The following is a 14,473-nucleotide window of genomic DNA, read 5'->3' as shown; positions in this document are numbered from 1 at the left end:
AGCTGAAAAACTGTTGCTGCATTATCGTTCGCTTTCACGACCGCTGCTATACCAGAAATCTTCAATTTTCCAGGTGTGATTTTTAATCTGCCTGACAAGTTTTTGAAGTTCTTCGGAGTATTCTGTCTTTCCGTATCCCATTTCTATTTCGGTTTGTATGGCCCACAATGAACGGGCTAAGAAATTGATTTGTTTTCTAAGTTCACCTACTCTTTCAGTGGTGAGTTCTGAATTTTCACCTGTATTGAGAATTTCTTTAGTAGAATGGTCTTTCAAAAGGATATAGTCTTTCTCTTCACTCTTTATAAAGCCTAAGTCCAATGCAACTTTTTGGGAAGCTTTAAAATTCAGGGGTCCGATCTGCATTTCGTCAATGGTAATTCTTTGCTGATCTCTACTCAAAAACAAATGCGGAATAATGGTAGTCTTCATTGATTGTGTCAAATGACCCTTACCACGGTACTGAGGTAATACAAACCAGTGTAAATCCCGGCGCATATCATATACAGTTGCGACAAAGACACCCTCATTATTTTTAATCAGGTAAAAATGATCGGGACCGTCAGAAGAGGTTACATTATCATTTACCGTGGGTTTTTCAATCCAGATTTTAGCAAAATCGACATATTGATTGAGAGGTCTGCGGAAGATAAGGTAAGATTCGGTATTACCTGAATTTAAATTATCAATAAGTGATTGCAGGGATTTATCAGTCATTTTTCAATAGCAATTAATAGCTGTTATTACCATTCTATTTCGTATATCGTGTCATCATCATTCAGTTCCAAATCCTCAACTTTACAGTTGTGCTTTTTAGCTTCCGACTGCAGAAAGTTTCTTAAATCATTGTATTCATCCGTTGAAAAGACGGCAGTCCGCATCAGGTGCGCTAATTTTCTAAACGATTTCTTTCCGCCCTTCAATCCAAAAAATGTTGAATTGATATGCCGCATATAAAGATACAGATTTTCATTACCAGCGTGAATAGCGTCATCCAGATAGGGTAAGAGATTAACGGCTCCGACTGAATCATAATCTTTCATTGCCTTTTCTATCCAGTATTCCAAATGTAAAAACATAGCGATATCCGCCTTATCGCTTTTCATTAATTTAAAATATTTCAGTGCGGCAATAGAGAATATAATATGAACCCAGGAAACCTGAAAACCACAATATGGAATTTCCTCGAAAGAATAATGGCTATGGGTTCTGGTCAGCCTGCTTCCATAAGATGCTTTCCGTAATTCGTGAGAAAAACCGCTGATGAGATGATTTTTATCTTCATACCCTTTTATTGGTGATAGCGACGGATCATTCCAAAATTTTGAGACAATATCATATAGGTATTCCAGATCATCGCGCGTTCCCCAAATCTCAATTCCTAAACCTTTCTTTGTTGGTATGGTGTAAATCATTTTCCTTTCTTCTTGCAAACAAATGTAACGAACAAATTCCGTGGTTAAAAATTTTTGAATTTTTTCTATAAATAGGGAAGCTTTTAAACATCACTTCTCAAATGTAAATCCCAACATTTTTTCTGACAAGGAGTGTATAATCACTGTTGCAAATGAAGATGAATTGTGGTTCCAAACATAACCAGAGCTGTGGTATGACTTAGAGCCCAAACTTTTTGCATTAAGTTATTCTGCAAATAGGTATATTTTATTTAAATTAAGCCACTTTTTCTATCATAAGTAATGTGAAAACTGTTGCAATTTGCAGCTTATTAAAAACTAATAATTAAAGATATCCAATGAATGACCAATTAGACTTTCTAAAATGTTATTACAGACCCGCATTTTTCAAAATAAAAATTGATTTACCCTTTGAATTCAAGAACTTACAAGAATTAACAGATGGTGCCCTGTCATTGTATCTACACGAATATATTCATTTTATACAGGATATTTCAACCATATATGGACTAGTGAATATCTCGACGATCAACTATTACATTCAGGATTGTGCATCAAGAATTTTTAAAGAAAATAAAAAGGAATTTCAGGTTCCGTTAAAACTTTCACCCAGAGAAGGTGATTATGGATATTCAAATTTTTGTCTGCAGCCTATCTATCTTGGAAGTAAGATTAATCCCAAAAGAACGAAAATAGAGCTGGTTTCATATAAATATGGAAGCCAAGTATTTAATGATAAAAATGAAAAAGTTAACATTATAAAAGTAACTTTGAATGATGCAAAATCAAATGCAAATTTTGAGGTGAGTCTTGGAGGTATTCTGATAACTGAAGGTATGGCTTACCTTTCTGAACGTTATGTTTATTCAGAAATTTTACAATCACAGGGTGCTAATGTTCAAGCTGATGAATATCCCTACCTGGTAGTTGAAAAAATCGCACAAAAAATTTACCCTGAATTAGCACAGTACACTATTCTACTTATAGCCGTTTGTGACTGTTCACTAATGACATACCATCCCGGATTAAGTTTTATCCGTGCTATGGAATTTCTAAGTAAATCAAAATTCATTGAAACTAATCTGGATAATGATCAGATAATATCAAAACTTTATGAAGTACTGAGTGCTTTCTTAAAAGGAAATCATTTCGATTTAGACGTTATTGTGGAGCAGGTAAGAGATTCGATAAAAAAGAGCTTCAAGGCTAGTATTTTTGATGGCAATAATCAATGGATCGACGTATTATTTGATCGCATTACAATTCTCAGAAGAGAATATCCCCAGTTTATAATTGACTTTCTTCAAGGTGGAAATTTAAAGAATAATAAAGATTTCGCTATGTTTTACCTGGCTTTCGGTTCTCCTCTTGTAGTAAACAGCGAGGATAAAGGTACCGTTGCTTTACCTAGTCAATTCAACCCGGAAAATTTTCAACCCCATCTATTTTGGGCTATTAATCAAATCCTAAAAATATTTACTAATCAATCGCCTACACCTTGTGAATTGAAAGGGTTTTGCAAAAAAAGTTCGGAATTGGAAGGAATAGATGATATAACAGATGAGCGATGTGATAATGCACCTTGGGAAAAGCATATCGATCTCTGTCCCGTTGGGGCAATTTGGCGTCATTGGGCGCTTGCTGGGTTTTCACCAAAAACTGCACCTTAATTTAATGATCGCATAAGAAGTTGAGCAAAAGCTTCTTTGTGAATAATTTGACGATTAAATTGATTCGCAACCTTTTTTCAACATCTCGGAACTGCACGGAACTCTAGTAGAAATAGGGTTGCAACGCTTTGCGCAAAAATGCATTTCCGACCGAAGGGAGGAATTGTATTTTTGCCTTTTAAAGAATTTTAAACCTAAACAAAACCGCAATCTGAGCCTGCTCAGATTGCGGTTCAATAAAGATCATCACTTCAGTCGCAGGAAGTCCTGCAGATGTTTTGATTTTTTAAAATTGATATAGTTCTTATACTCAGGATTTTTTATAAACGCCTTAAGCGCTCTGATATATTGCATATCCTTTTCGTCAACACAGGAAATTTTAAAGCAGGCAGTGCCGATTTCTCCGAAACAGTTTTCTGCGCCAAAAAGAAGAGAATGGTAGGTTTCCCTTGAAATCGGGCGTGCGTAGTGCGGAAGGTTCTTTTTTCCTTCCTCGTCTTCATTCATAAGGCGTAAATCTTCTATAAACATTTCCTCTGTGAAAAACACACCATATTCCACGCCGTTAAACGTTTCGTATTCCAATTGATAGCTGTTCTTTAACAGATCGTTGACTTCGACGGCTTTTTCAGCCTTTTTTAAATAGATGATAGCATAAGTTCCCATTGTTATAATTTTTTAAAGTTATTAAACACGATTGCCTGTACATCGTGAGGTTCTTAAGATTAATGTTCACTTGGCAGCAGCAGCACATTGCCTTCTTTCCAGATGGTGAACTCGTTAAAGAAGAAATCCGAAAACGGAATGTCCTGCGTGGCAAGTACCTTGTTATTTCCGTCAGTTGCGGTAAGCCTGAACTGCGTTTCTTTCACTCTTTCGAGTTTCCAGACCTGGAATTCTTCCTGACGGAACTTTTCAGAAAGCTGATACGATACAATGCAGTCGATCAGCCAGAAGCACTGTTCTTCTTCTGCAATAATTTTAACGCCATCCGTAAAGACGAATCCGAAGAAATAAGCGTAATACTGCTCAGTACCGCTAAAATGGTTGTAAAATTCATTGGCTGAAATACCTGGATTTTTCATAGTTAAAAAATGTAAAGGGTTGATATTGATTTTGGATTGTTCATTAAAAATGTAAAGAGCGCTTTGCTTTGTGTCCGATGGGCCAGTCGTTTTTCATTGCTTTCTGACGATAGAAATTCCGTTTCAGCCAAAACCGGAATGGATCTGAAGGAATGAAGGCTGCGAAATCTTTTTGTTCACAGAATTCAGGAGTGTCTGGGAAAATTAGCCAAGAGAAGCGGAGCGAATTTTTTTAGAAGCCCAAAAAGATTTTTTTGAGCAGAAACGGGATTTATACTTTTGCAACCTGAAAACAAACGCCCGTCGGTGGCAAGCATACCGACCGCATTTTTCACGGCAATCCATTGAATAGAAGCCATTTTATCCTTATATTTGGACTACGATAACCAAAAGAAATGACAACAATGGATATGAGACGATTTTTATTTTTAGGTGCTGTAGTAATGACGGCATACGGATACGGTCAGACGAATTGCGATGCCCTGAAGAAAGACAATGAAACGCTGCAATCGGCCAATAAAATGCTGACTTCCGAAAATGAATACCTGAAGAAAGCTCTTGATCTTAATAAACCCGTTCTGGAAAGTGAGCAGGAAAATTCCATCTATACAATAACGGCAGTAAAAGGCAATAAGGCCGGGAAGAATATTGAAATTACCTTCCTGATCGAATCGAAAGATGAAAATAAAAAAATGACAATTGAGGACATATCCGTTGTGGATGTGGAAGGAAACGAGTACAAAATTGATCTGTATAAATCAAGTAAGACCTATCCTCAGCTGTCAAAGAATGTCCCTGTAAAGCTTACTTTCTCCTTTAAGGAGGTGCAGGGAGAACCGATGTTTATCAAAATGTTCCGATTCAAAACCATTTCCCAATTAGAAAGAAATACGTTTGAAAAATCAAGGGCGAATTTAGAATTCAGAGACCTTAAAGTGAACTGGAACTAAAACCTAGGTGTACATCATCATACATCGATTTACTTTTTGAATTCCAATCAAAGTACAACAAGAAAGCCGCAACCTTTTTTCAAAATATTTCTGAATAGGTAAGCCGGGGTAATGTTTTAGAAATAGGGTTGCTCCGATTGATGCAAAAATGTGTTTCCGACCGCAGGGAGGAATTGCATTTTTGCCGCCCGACTTTTACATCAGGCGGTTTGTTAAACCCTAATGGGCTGTGAATGGAAATTTTTAAGATTGATGAAAAACCCTCGGTATTCCGTCAATCCGTTTCGGAACAGATTCCATAACAGGGAGCATCCCATCTGTGCCAATGTCGAATTAATATACAAATCCTGCTTTTCCAATGCTTCGGCTAAGCTACAGCTTGGCGTATCATCCTCCTGCTCGGACTGTCTTAACAGGTCTCCAAATTCTTCGGTCACAAATGGAAGATTTGCCACGGTTTCGTATTTTTCCGAATCAGGCTGTTTAATATTCCCGATGGTTGAGAGCAGAAGCTGCCCCGTATTTTTTCCGTTGCCTGCATCCAGCCAGTACTTGATATTGTTTCGGTATGATCTGCTGTAATGCTTCAATTCGTTAAGAATCTCCGCAATTTCAAAGCGTGATTTGACGTTATCAACACAGGAGATATACAATGTGGATTGCATTGGTTCGTGAATCCTGCCTACAGCATCCCTTTCAAACCTGCTGACTTCCGCATTCCAGTTGGTTCCTGACCAGCGGTTTGCCCGATTAATCAGGGCAACCGCCTTTGGAAGACCGACCTCACATTCTGCAAAACGTTGCCTGCCGATATTGGCTTCCGCCACCGTATCATCATCCCAAAGCCGTACCTGCAATCCTGCGTGTCCGAGTTCAATCAATGAATGGTTCATTTCCATCAGGGCGGTGAGTACCTTAGAGCCTGTTCCGCCTGCCCCGATAAGATTGACCGTAACAGGATTGGTTGGATAGATTAGGCTTTCGTCCGTAAAATGGACTTTTGGTTTTTCATTGTTTATCATCAGAGTAGGTTTTTTAATGTTAGATTGGAATTAACCAGAACCTCTTTCGGAAAAGAGCCTTGATTTTGAATTAAGCCTTTCCAGAGGTTCACACAATTGCCTTTGATCGGGTTATGGCTATTGACCAGATGGCTGAAATAAGAATTAAAAAAGTAATGCTCCCATTGCGCCATAAACTCTTCCAATGATGCGGATTTTTTAATGTTGATGTCAACAGTTCCCATACACACGCTTCCGCTTTCATACACATTAAAAAACGGGGCGTGGAAAAGGGGCGTATTCTCCTTCGGGCGTTCGTCCGAATCCAACGCAAATATTTTCATTCCCTGCCTGTTGGCACACCATAGCAAAGGCGGTACTTCCGCCGATCCATTGGGAATAGACAGCTTTTCGGTAAACAACATTGGTCGTATCTGTCCTTTTGTCAACCAGATTACTTTTCCGTTTTCTGTCGAATCAATATAAAGGACATTTTCAGACATCACCCCATTGGGTTTCAGAAAATCTTTTTCTTTCCTGCTGTGAATCATCAGCGACTTTGCCAGCCTGTTGGCTTCCCTTACGGTTAAGGGATGTGCATTGACAGGGTGTCCGTTGCCGTCAATATCAAAATGTTCAACATAGCCGTCGGGATTGTAATCATCGGTTTCATAAAACACCAATGCAGATTTTGGATAATAGAGCGGACCGAAATTATGGGTAATATCAGTTTCGATAGTTTCGTTTGTATTTGTATTATTTTTCATAGCGTTCTGTTTTGGATTTATTTGTGATTAGGAGGTGGTTTAATTCAGTAATCGGCACAATTCATTCAGCACCTTGAATAGATTATTTTCAAAGTCCAGACTTTCATTTAAGAGAGAATTTCCGTCAAAAGTTTTAAAGATAATCGGTTCCTGAGCTTCCGCATATTCGTTGAATTCATTATTGATCATACTGACTAAGTTGTCGTAAACCACGCCTTCACCCTCTGCGAAGAAAGAAATGTATTTGTCCATTGTCACCACATTTTCCTCGTTGTAATCATTATAGCCATTCTCATCCATAGTTTTAGGGTCGATGGCATTGTTATAGTGCGCATTTCTGAAAATGCTTTCATCGGGATATTGACTGTAAAGCGCAAATACCTTTTTGGCAAGTTCAAAGCACGCTTTGTCGAAATGGTCTTTAGGGTTGAACCCTTTCAAACGATGCTCAAAAAATTGCAGATTCCTCGGGTCTGAAATCTTTTGTCCCATCACATCACCGATCAATTCTGCACGGTGCAACTCCTTTGTGCAAACGAAATAATCCTCCATTTCCGGATCCTGTTCTATCCAATCATTGAGCATTTCGTAATTCCAGTAGAGATAAGAATCTTCAATTCTGTAATGGGGAATCCCTGCATTTCTGTAGAGATAAGAACACACGGAAAGCAGCAGACAGCCTGCTTTTCTGTGTGTCTTTTGGCGGAGCAATCGATAAAGCGGAACAATCGGAATATAGAACAAAGTCGCCCCTGTATTGCATCTTTCTTCTACGGTAAAATAGGCTTTACCATTCTTTTCGATGAGTCGGACACCCGTCCAATTCTCGGTCTTGGCTTTCAACTGCTTCTGCACGTCCATCAAAGCAAGCCTTACATTATACGGATAACCAAAATGCTTTGTTGGCATTGGCTGTATGTCATAATGCTCAGCCAACTGAGAAAGGGACTTATAAAAATCCCTTTCCGTTTTGGCTCTCCTGCGTTGGCTCTGTTTTGCTGTGATGTCATTTTCCTTTAACAAGGGCATAAAGCAGGTTTTCAGAAAAACATCGGAAGCTGTGAAACGGGAACTGATTTCCGTTGGTCTTTCTGTATTTCCGAACTGTCCTTGGGCTGATGCATCCATTGTGCGAATTCCCTTAACTGTCGGTGCAGTTGCTTTTGTTTTTTTTCTTCGGGCGGTTGAATGATGCCCGATATGGTTTTGCGTTGCATTTTTCATTGGTTTTGTTATTGGTTTACGGTTGTTGGTTGATGGTAGCAAATAAGTGAACCGCTGTTGGCTGACAGCAGATGAAAATCTTCCACCTGTCAGCCTAAAACGATCCATTCAATTCAGCCCTTTGTTCCGACTACGCTTTCAAATCGGTATTCTACTGCATCATCTTTGATTTTTGGGGCTGAAATTTTTGAGGTAGTCAAAATTGGGTATGTGTTGGCGTAAAAGTTCATTACCGTTTCCACCGTCCATTGAGGTTCAGGGTCAGGCAGTCTTATGTCCTGACCGTTTTCTTTGAGTATAAAAACCCGGTCTAATCGTGTTGCAAGTAACATAGGCTCATTTTAAGATTCAACATTGTCATTATTCGTTTCAGAGAACAGGCTTGGCGCAAAGTGACGCTCGTATTCATCCTGCTTTTTGCGGATATGTTCCGCATTTTCGGGAAAATCCGAAGCTTTGGGCAGGGTAGACCACGCCTCTTTATATTTACCCTCTTTTTCAAGTTCTTGGGCTTTCTGCAAGGCTTCATTGTACTTTTTGTCTTTGGCTTCCTTTTCCTTTTTCTCGCGGTCTGCCTTCTCCTTTTCCATTGCCGATTTCTTTTTGGCTTCCTCCACCTGTTTCATATAGGCATCCATATCCACCATCAAGCCCGAAGCGGTCTGCATTGGCGTTGCAACATTTTCAAAAAAGCCATTGTCGAGGTCTTCTGCCGTTCCCCTCAGATTGAGGGGCGGAATCAGCTTTCTTGCTTCGTCCCCGCATTGCTCATTATTGAGCAATACGGAAATAACAAAGCAGTTATCCTGAGTGGGTCGTATCGTTAACTGTAAATCTCCTGTGAGATTCATTTTGGCGATCTGTCTGAAAAAATTAGTTTGCATATTGATGTAGTTTCAAGATTAGAGTGTGAGATTAAAAAGATGAAGATTCAATTTTGAGCAATCATCAGGTGAGTTCCCACAATGAAAACTCTTCCGTATAAAACTCATCGCCCGTATGCTTTCCGAAGGCATTGTAAATGGCGTTGCCGTTTTTGAATACCTGCATCTGGTAGCAGTTCAGGTTATTTTCGGGTTGCAGAAGCTTTTTCAGATCATCCGTTTCCAGCTCGATAAAAATTCGGTTCCTTTCGGATAACAATTCTTCCATTTCGGGATATTGGTCTGAAAACCTGAAAAATTCCACATCCGTATCATTATAGTTCAGCCATTTCAAATCTTGGTCGTTTTCCACGGCTTTAACAGCTTCGAGCCTTTTCTTTTGGGTCATTTTCCATTCTTCTGAAATTCGGATAATGGCAAATCCGCAGTCGTCCCATTCGCTGTCGGTCATTGCTTTGATAAGCAGGTATTCTGTAGGTTGAAGTGATGTTTTCATAGTATTATAAAATTTGTTTAACCGTTGTTTTCATTAATGTATGTTCCACTTGTTTTAAAAGGGTCGGCACCCTCCGTCATTCTGATTTCCGATTTGAAAATCCGTGAAAGCTTTCTTGCATAGCGTAGGGCTGTTGTTCGGTCGCAATAGGTCTTATAGTAAGCCGTAATCTGATCCCAGTCTTTTTTATCTTTGGCAGACCTGAGCTGAAAATTAAACTGTGCATCCATAAGGTAGTTGCTGTTAGAATGGTAAATCATCATTTTCATCTTCTGTAAAAGGATTGCCTTTAGGCGTTTCCGAAGTCTGCTGTTGATGGTTTTTTTTTGTGTTGGCTTTTCCGTGTAGCTTAATTCTTGAGGTGTGGAAATTAAGACCCGATTTAATTTCACCGTCTTTGCCTATCCACGCATTACTGCTTATTCTTCCTGATAATTCCACCAAAGTCCCTTTGATGAGATACGGAGCGATTTTGGCGTTAATCCAGTACGAGCAATTGTAAAAAGTAGTCTGCTCTTTAATTTCGCCCTGTTTTGTCTTGTAGTTATCGTTGATGGCGATTGAAAAATTAACGACCTGTCTGTCGTTTTTAAGAATGTTGATTTCTGCGTTTTTGGTTACTCTACCTACGATGGTGTTCATAATATTTCGATTTAAATGTTAATTGTTTTGATTTTTTTTGTTTTTCGCTTAAAAATTCCGACTGAACTGATTGGGTATCGAGGACACTCGGCTTTCTTCTTTTTTTACTTTTTCAAATGTTGAAAAGCATTATTTATCGTTGTTTCCGTTTTATTGTTCCGTTGATGTCAAAGAACGTCTGCAGATGAATTGATTCGTATAACTGAGGTTCCGGCTTTTTCTTTGCCGATGACGATAGGACAGCATCAGGCACACAAAACCCGATTCGTTTCAGCTTAAAAGCAAACTGCTCACGGATCGGGCTTGAAATCTTTTTGTTCGTAGAATTCAGGAGTGTCTGGGAAAATTGTCGGAGTGAAGCGGAGAGAATTTTTTTAGAAACCCAAAAAGATTTTTTTGAGTGAATGATACTGTCCTACATTTGCAACAGTAAAAAGCCTAACCTCGGTCAGAGATCAGTTCCGGAACGTTTTGATCAACGAAAATAAAAGAGGTCACCGTAAGGAATGTGATTTTCTGGAATGTCTTTAAAATGAAAATCTGTTATAAATGACCAATTACTTATCATTTGTAATTACCAAGCCACCACGAGTCAAATACATTTTAGACAGATCAAATTTCCAGAACGGTTCATTATTATTAACCACCGCAAATGTTTTGTCCTCCATATCAAATTCCCGGACGAAACAGCAGACCAGCGCTTTGGGAACCGATAAATATCTGTTTCTTTTCTGATGCCGAAGGATACAACGCAGGGCATAAGGCTTCCCATCGAAAAAGTCGACATATTGAGAGAGGATGTGTTCCCTCAGGAAAACTTTCCGGCCTTCAGTGATCCAGCCGCTCAGGCGTTTAACCCGTCCTTTATTTGAAATCACAAATCGGTTTCCTGAACCGGGTATCGGCTTCCAGCATTCACCGGGCAGGTCTTCCAAAGACAGGTTCATACAAGCCGGAGGATTCTTCCTTTCAACTAAAGGTTTCCCGAGGTTTTTCCACACCGTTTGATTAAAAATCTTCTGTTTACCTTTAAAATTTGGAATTACCTCAAAATCTTTTTCGGTAATGGAATGGCTGCTAAGAAACCACCGGTAGCCGCCGGCTGTCAGGAACACCCCGTGCGCGGCATCCATTATGCTTTCACAGCCGACACCGGCCACCTTTTCAGCGCTGTACATACTGTCGAAGGCAGCGATAAAGTTCCCGTCAATGTCATACTGGGAGACCGGCTGTGAATAGATTGCATTTCGGTTTCTCGCTCTGTTGCTCTGAAAGGTTCTGTAACGGCTTTCGCTATGCGATATCTTTTCGAGGTTGGTATAATGCAGGTGCAGGCTGTTGCCGTCTTTAAATGCAATCTTAATATTATAATCGTTGTAATCAAATTTTTCTACAAAGTGATAATAAACCAGCCTCGCCATCGATTTGCGGTGCTTTTTGCCATCCGAGGATAAGGTGCAATGGAACTGGTAAAAGTTTTTTTGAAGATACTGATTCGACTGCTTGACGATGACCAGCTTCATAATCATCTCCGGCTCTTTTTTACCTTTTGTTTTGTTGGGTAAGAACGTCCACCGTTCCAAACTTTTTAATCTGCCAAAGCTCGATATGGCATAATTGGGAAAATCTTCCACAGTTTTCCATTCTTCACCAGGCAAAGCTGATAAAGAACGGTTGTAGATCACTTCCTTTACATACTGGTGTTCAAATTCTGCAGGCAGCTTCAATGCAATGGTATCAACGTTGTGTTTTACTAATAATATCTTATATAAAGATAAAAAAAATTGATAAATATCCAATATATCAAGATCTTATATGCAAGAATTCATTAGAATACCAAAAAACCAGTATTATGGTTACAAAGAATAAACAGGATAAATCTTTATCATTATTTTATTCTTACGGAAAACCGTAATGCAAACTGAAAACTATTGACTAAGGCTCTTTAGTTTTGATGAGCCATTCGTTCAAATCTTTATAGCCGTGGTAAATTAATGAACAATCCTCTACATTCTGATAGTCATTCCGGATCTTCAAGGCGACGGATTTTCCGTTTGGATCATTATCAAGAAACAGCAGGATCTTCGGGTATTCTTGTAAAATCTGTTCTGCTTTGAAAAGCATGGCCGTAGAATTTAAAATAAGACAATCACACCCTGAGTTAAGTTTATTTTCCAGGTTCCGGAACGTGAGAAAATCGAAGAACCCTTCAAAAACAGCAATTTCGGAAGTTGGCTCTGATCCGGCCCGAACCAAAGTAACGTCTTTTAAGCCCAGGCACAGTTTCGTGTAGGTATTCCGCACCTCAATACCGCCTGAATTATTTTCAAAAGCGATTCCGAAATACTTCCTGCCGTAGAATTCATAATCAATTTGCTTCAGGAAATGTTTCTGTTCAAGAACTTTCCGGGCGTCCAGATACTGAATCAACGCAGGATGCCTGATCTTTTTGATCTTTAAAATTTTATAAGAAACCTCTGACGGCTTTTCTACAGGCAATTGCCCGGGATCAAATGAAAGATCAAGTGCTGAAAGGTATTGCAGGGCTTCCGAAACAGAACATTGTTTGATCTGCTGCACGATGGAGATCACATCGTAACTTTTTCCCGTTCCAAAATCAAACGCTGTATTTTTGACATAATCCACGGAAAGGCTGGGAACTTTCTCATCACGGTCCAGCGCAAAATAAAAAGCGGTTCTTCGGTTTTCTTTGACCGGGAAACGGCTGAAAGATTCCAGGACTGCACGGATACTGACCTTTTGTCTGATGTTTTTGCAATTCATTTTTTTTTCTTTTTTAAAGCAAATTTTTATTCACATTTCCCTTTTAATAAAAAAAAGAACTTTTTAATTACTTTTAATATACTTTTAGTAATTCCCCCTGGCGCCTTCTGACAGGCAGATACAGCTATTTTTGAGATGAGTGCAATTCCGAATTCCGAATGAGTGCAATTCCGATATAGAGATGAGTGCAATTCCGAAAAAGGGCCGATTATCGGATGAGTGCAATTCCGAATTCATCATTGCCATTTTTGTCAATATTTGATATTATCCACAATTTCAGGGAGTTATCCACAATTTTTACGGTTATGCAAATCTCGGAATGAGTGCAATTCCGAAATGAGCAGCTAAAAAACCTCAATTTTAACAATTCTTTAACTTTTACGAGTGCAATTCCGAATTCCGAATGAGTGCAATTCCGAAATACGGATGAGCGCAATTCCGAAATCACATAATAACGGGATAACCATTAGGCAGCAATTCGCCCATTTTGGTTTCCCGGTAGATCAGGATCAGGTATTCCTGCAGTTTATTCAGAAAATGAATACCGGTATATTCTGTTGACCTGATTTTTTGAAGCCGGTTATCCCTGATGAATCTTTTGAAGGCCTTTTCGATCAGCCCACGAGTCTGGATGATGTGGATGTACTGATAGGCGAGCTGGTTCATCTGCCGTTCGGTAAGGCGGTACCTGTTTTTAAAATACCGAAGCCTTCTGGTGACCAGGGTATTGTTTTTCTTCTGTTGCAATGCATTATTACCCGATCGTTCACTTAAAAGGACAGGCTGAATATCGATGGTATCACCACGGTAATGGTAGCGGAATGAAAGCGTATTGAACTGGTCCAGGCTTGCTTTAGCCGGTTTTAGAAATTTAAAGCAAAAATCATTGGCAGATTTGTAATGAAGACCGAATTTATTGTTCAGCGTTTCAAGCTTTAAAGCGGTTCCGGTCTCCGGAAGTTTAGACAGCCAGATCGCAAAAATGATATGCTTATTATTCCGGATGTTGTAGACCAGGTTGTACAGTACGTAATTGTATTCCGGGATGACCAGTAATTTTTTTAGCCAGTAACTGCTGATAAGAAAACTGGTATAACCGCGCTGGTCATAGCTTGGTGTAGAGATCAAACCGCCAAAGGTCCTGATTTCCTTTCCTTTGGTATTGACAGACCGGTACCAACCCATTTTGAATTGAGCTAAAAACTCATAAGCTTCGATGACCTGCTTTGATGAACCGCTTGGCGAAATTTTACTGTTTCGGATCTTCATTGCTGCGAAAATATTGTTGTCTGTCTCAAATTCATCATCGAACAGAGAAAGCTGCTTGGGACGGTCTTCGGGACGAAACTGCTCATTGCTGATTTGCGAAATAATATTGAAAATAACCCGCAGTGCGTTGATCGGAATATCGGCAGCCTGGTTGTCGTCAAAGATAAAATCATCGACAAACCGGTTGCCAATACGGATTCTGTCGTGCACCTTATCCGTGCTGTTTTCAAAGTTTTTGCGTACCAGTCTGACCTCTTTTTCAGGAATTGCCATCATTCAGTGCTGT

The 14,473-nt window shown here is 39.4% G+C and carries 17 protein-coding genes; 2 read left to right on the top strand and 15 right to left on the bottom strand.

What is annotated here, in order from left to right:
* Positions 1-21: 21 nt before the first annotated feature.
* Positions 22-717: a GNAT family N-acetyltransferase gene (locus tag MKS83_RS14280; RefSeq protein ID WP_090001540.1), complete on the bottom strand. Its 696-nt coding sequence runs from the start codon at positions 715-717 to the stop codon at positions 22-24.
* 26 nt (positions 718-743) lie between these two features.
* The gene (locus tag MKS83_RS14275) at positions 744-1,415 is read right to left on the bottom strand and encodes a DUF6904 family protein (RefSeq protein WP_090001538.1); all 672 of its coding nucleotides are present in this window, start codon (positions 1,413-1,415) and stop codon (positions 744-746) included.
* Positions 1,416-1,753: 338 nt separating this feature from the next.
* On the opposite strand from MKS83_RS14275, the gene MKS83_RS14270 reads away from it, so the two are divergent.
* Complete coding sequence (locus MKS83_RS14270) at positions 1,754-3,085, top strand: hypothetical protein (protein ID WP_090001535.1); 1,332 nt, start codon at positions 1,754-1,756, stop codon at positions 3,083-3,085.
* 246 nt (positions 3,086-3,331) lie between these two features.
* Here MKS83_RS14270 and MKS83_RS14265 read toward each other — a convergent pair whose 3' ends face one another.
* Together MKS83_RS14265 and MKS83_RS14260 are read right to left on the bottom strand one after the other, a co-directional pair.
* The gene (locus MKS83_RS14265; RefSeq protein ID WP_090001533.1) at positions 3,332-3,751 is read right to left on the bottom strand and encodes a hypothetical protein; all 420 of its coding nucleotides are present in this window, start codon (positions 3,749-3,751) and stop codon (positions 3,332-3,334) included.
* Between the two features lie 59 nt (positions 3,752-3,810).
* The gene (locus MKS83_RS14260) at positions 3,811-4,170 is read right to left on the bottom strand and encodes a DUF6876 family protein (RefSeq protein ID WP_240580220.1); all 360 of its coding nucleotides are present in this window, start codon (positions 4,168-4,170) and stop codon (positions 3,811-3,813) included.
* A gap of 395 nt (positions 4,171-4,565) precedes the next feature.
* Between MKS83_RS14260 and MKS83_RS14255 the strand changes: the two genes are divergently transcribed.
* A complete protein-coding gene (locus MKS83_RS14255; RefSeq protein ID WP_240580219.1) occupies positions 4,566-5,120 on the top strand; it encodes a transposase in 555 nt (184 codons plus the stop codon).
* 212 nt (positions 5,121-5,332) lie between these two features.
* On the opposite strand, the gene MKS83_RS14250 is transcribed toward MKS83_RS14255, so the two are convergent.
* The 11 genes from MKS83_RS14250 to MKS83_RS14200 all read right to left on the bottom strand — a co-directional run bounded on the left by MKS83_RS14250 (position 5,333) and on the right by MKS83_RS14200 (position 14,463).
* Positions 5,333-6,139 carry a PRTRC system ThiF family protein gene (locus MKS83_RS14250; RefSeq protein ID WP_240583196.1) on the bottom strand — a complete coding sequence of 269 codons (807 nt, stop codon included), beginning with the start codon at positions 6,137-6,139 and terminating at the stop codon, positions 5,333-5,335.
* A gap of 2 nt (positions 6,140-6,141) precedes the next feature.
* Positions 6,142-6,888, bottom strand: a complete 747-nt coding sequence (locus MKS83_RS14245; RefSeq protein ID WP_090001529.1) for a PRTRC system protein B — start codon at positions 6,886-6,888, stop codon at positions 6,142-6,144.
* A gap of 39 nt (positions 6,889-6,927) precedes the next feature.
* Positions 6,928-8,220, bottom strand: coding sequence for a hypothetical protein (locus MKS83_RS14240; protein ID WP_228400953.1), 1,293 nt, complete (start codon positions 8,218-8,220; stop codon positions 6,928-6,930).
* Positions 8,221-8,225: 5 nt separating this feature from the next.
* Positions 8,226-8,444 (bottom strand): PRTRC system protein C, encoded by a 219-nt coding sequence (locus MKS83_RS14235; protein WP_078797553.1) that lies wholly within the window; start codon positions 8,442-8,444, stop codon positions 8,226-8,228.
* Positions 8,445-8,453: 9 nt separating this feature from the next.
* Positions 8,454-8,996: a PRTRC system protein E gene (locus MKS83_RS14230; protein ID WP_090001527.1), complete on the bottom strand. Its 543-nt coding sequence runs from the start codon at positions 8,994-8,996 to the stop codon at positions 8,454-8,456.
* 64 nt (positions 8,997-9,060) lie between these two features.
* A complete protein-coding gene (locus tag MKS83_RS14225) occupies positions 9,061-9,492 on the bottom strand; it encodes a hypothetical protein (protein WP_090001525.1) in 432 nt (143 codons plus the stop codon).
* Positions 9,493-9,509: 17 nt separating this feature from the next.
* On the bottom strand, positions 9,510-9,755 hold the full coding sequence (locus MKS83_RS14220; RefSeq protein WP_228400952.1) for an addiction module toxin RelE: 246 nt from the start codon (positions 9,753-9,755) through the stop codon (positions 9,510-9,512).
* Complete coding sequence (locus MKS83_RS14215) at positions 9,736-10,134, bottom strand: single-stranded DNA-binding protein (protein ID WP_090001523.1); 399 nt, start codon at positions 10,132-10,134, stop codon at positions 9,736-9,738. Before MKS83_RS14215 ends, MKS83_RS14220 begins: the two co-directional genes overlap by 20 nt.
* A 557-nt stretch (positions 10,135-10,691) precedes the next feature.
* Positions 10,692-11,933, bottom strand: coding sequence for an NUMOD4 domain-containing protein (locus tag MKS83_RS14210; protein ID WP_240580218.1), 1,242 nt, complete (start codon positions 11,931-11,933; stop codon positions 10,692-10,694).
* A 136-nt stretch (positions 11,934-12,069) separates the two neighbouring features.
* The gene (locus MKS83_RS14205) at positions 12,070-12,918 is read right to left on the bottom strand and encodes a toprim domain-containing protein (RefSeq protein WP_240580217.1); all 849 of its coding nucleotides are present in this window, start codon (positions 12,916-12,918) and stop codon (positions 12,070-12,072) included.
* Between the two features lie 444 nt (positions 12,919-13,362).
* Positions 13,363-14,463: a hypothetical protein gene (locus MKS83_RS14200; RefSeq protein WP_240580216.1), complete on the bottom strand. Its 1,101-nt coding sequence runs from the start codon at positions 14,461-14,463 to the stop codon at positions 13,363-13,365.
* Positions 14,464-14,473 lie beyond the last annotated feature (10 nt).

It is taken from the genome of Chryseobacterium sp. Y16C (genome assembly GCF_022488405.1).
GTDB lineage: Bacteria > Bacteroidota > Bacteroidia > Flavobacteriales > Weeksellaceae > Chryseobacterium > Chryseobacterium geocarposphaerae.
This window is presented reverse-complemented; position numbering and strand designations above follow the sequence as displayed.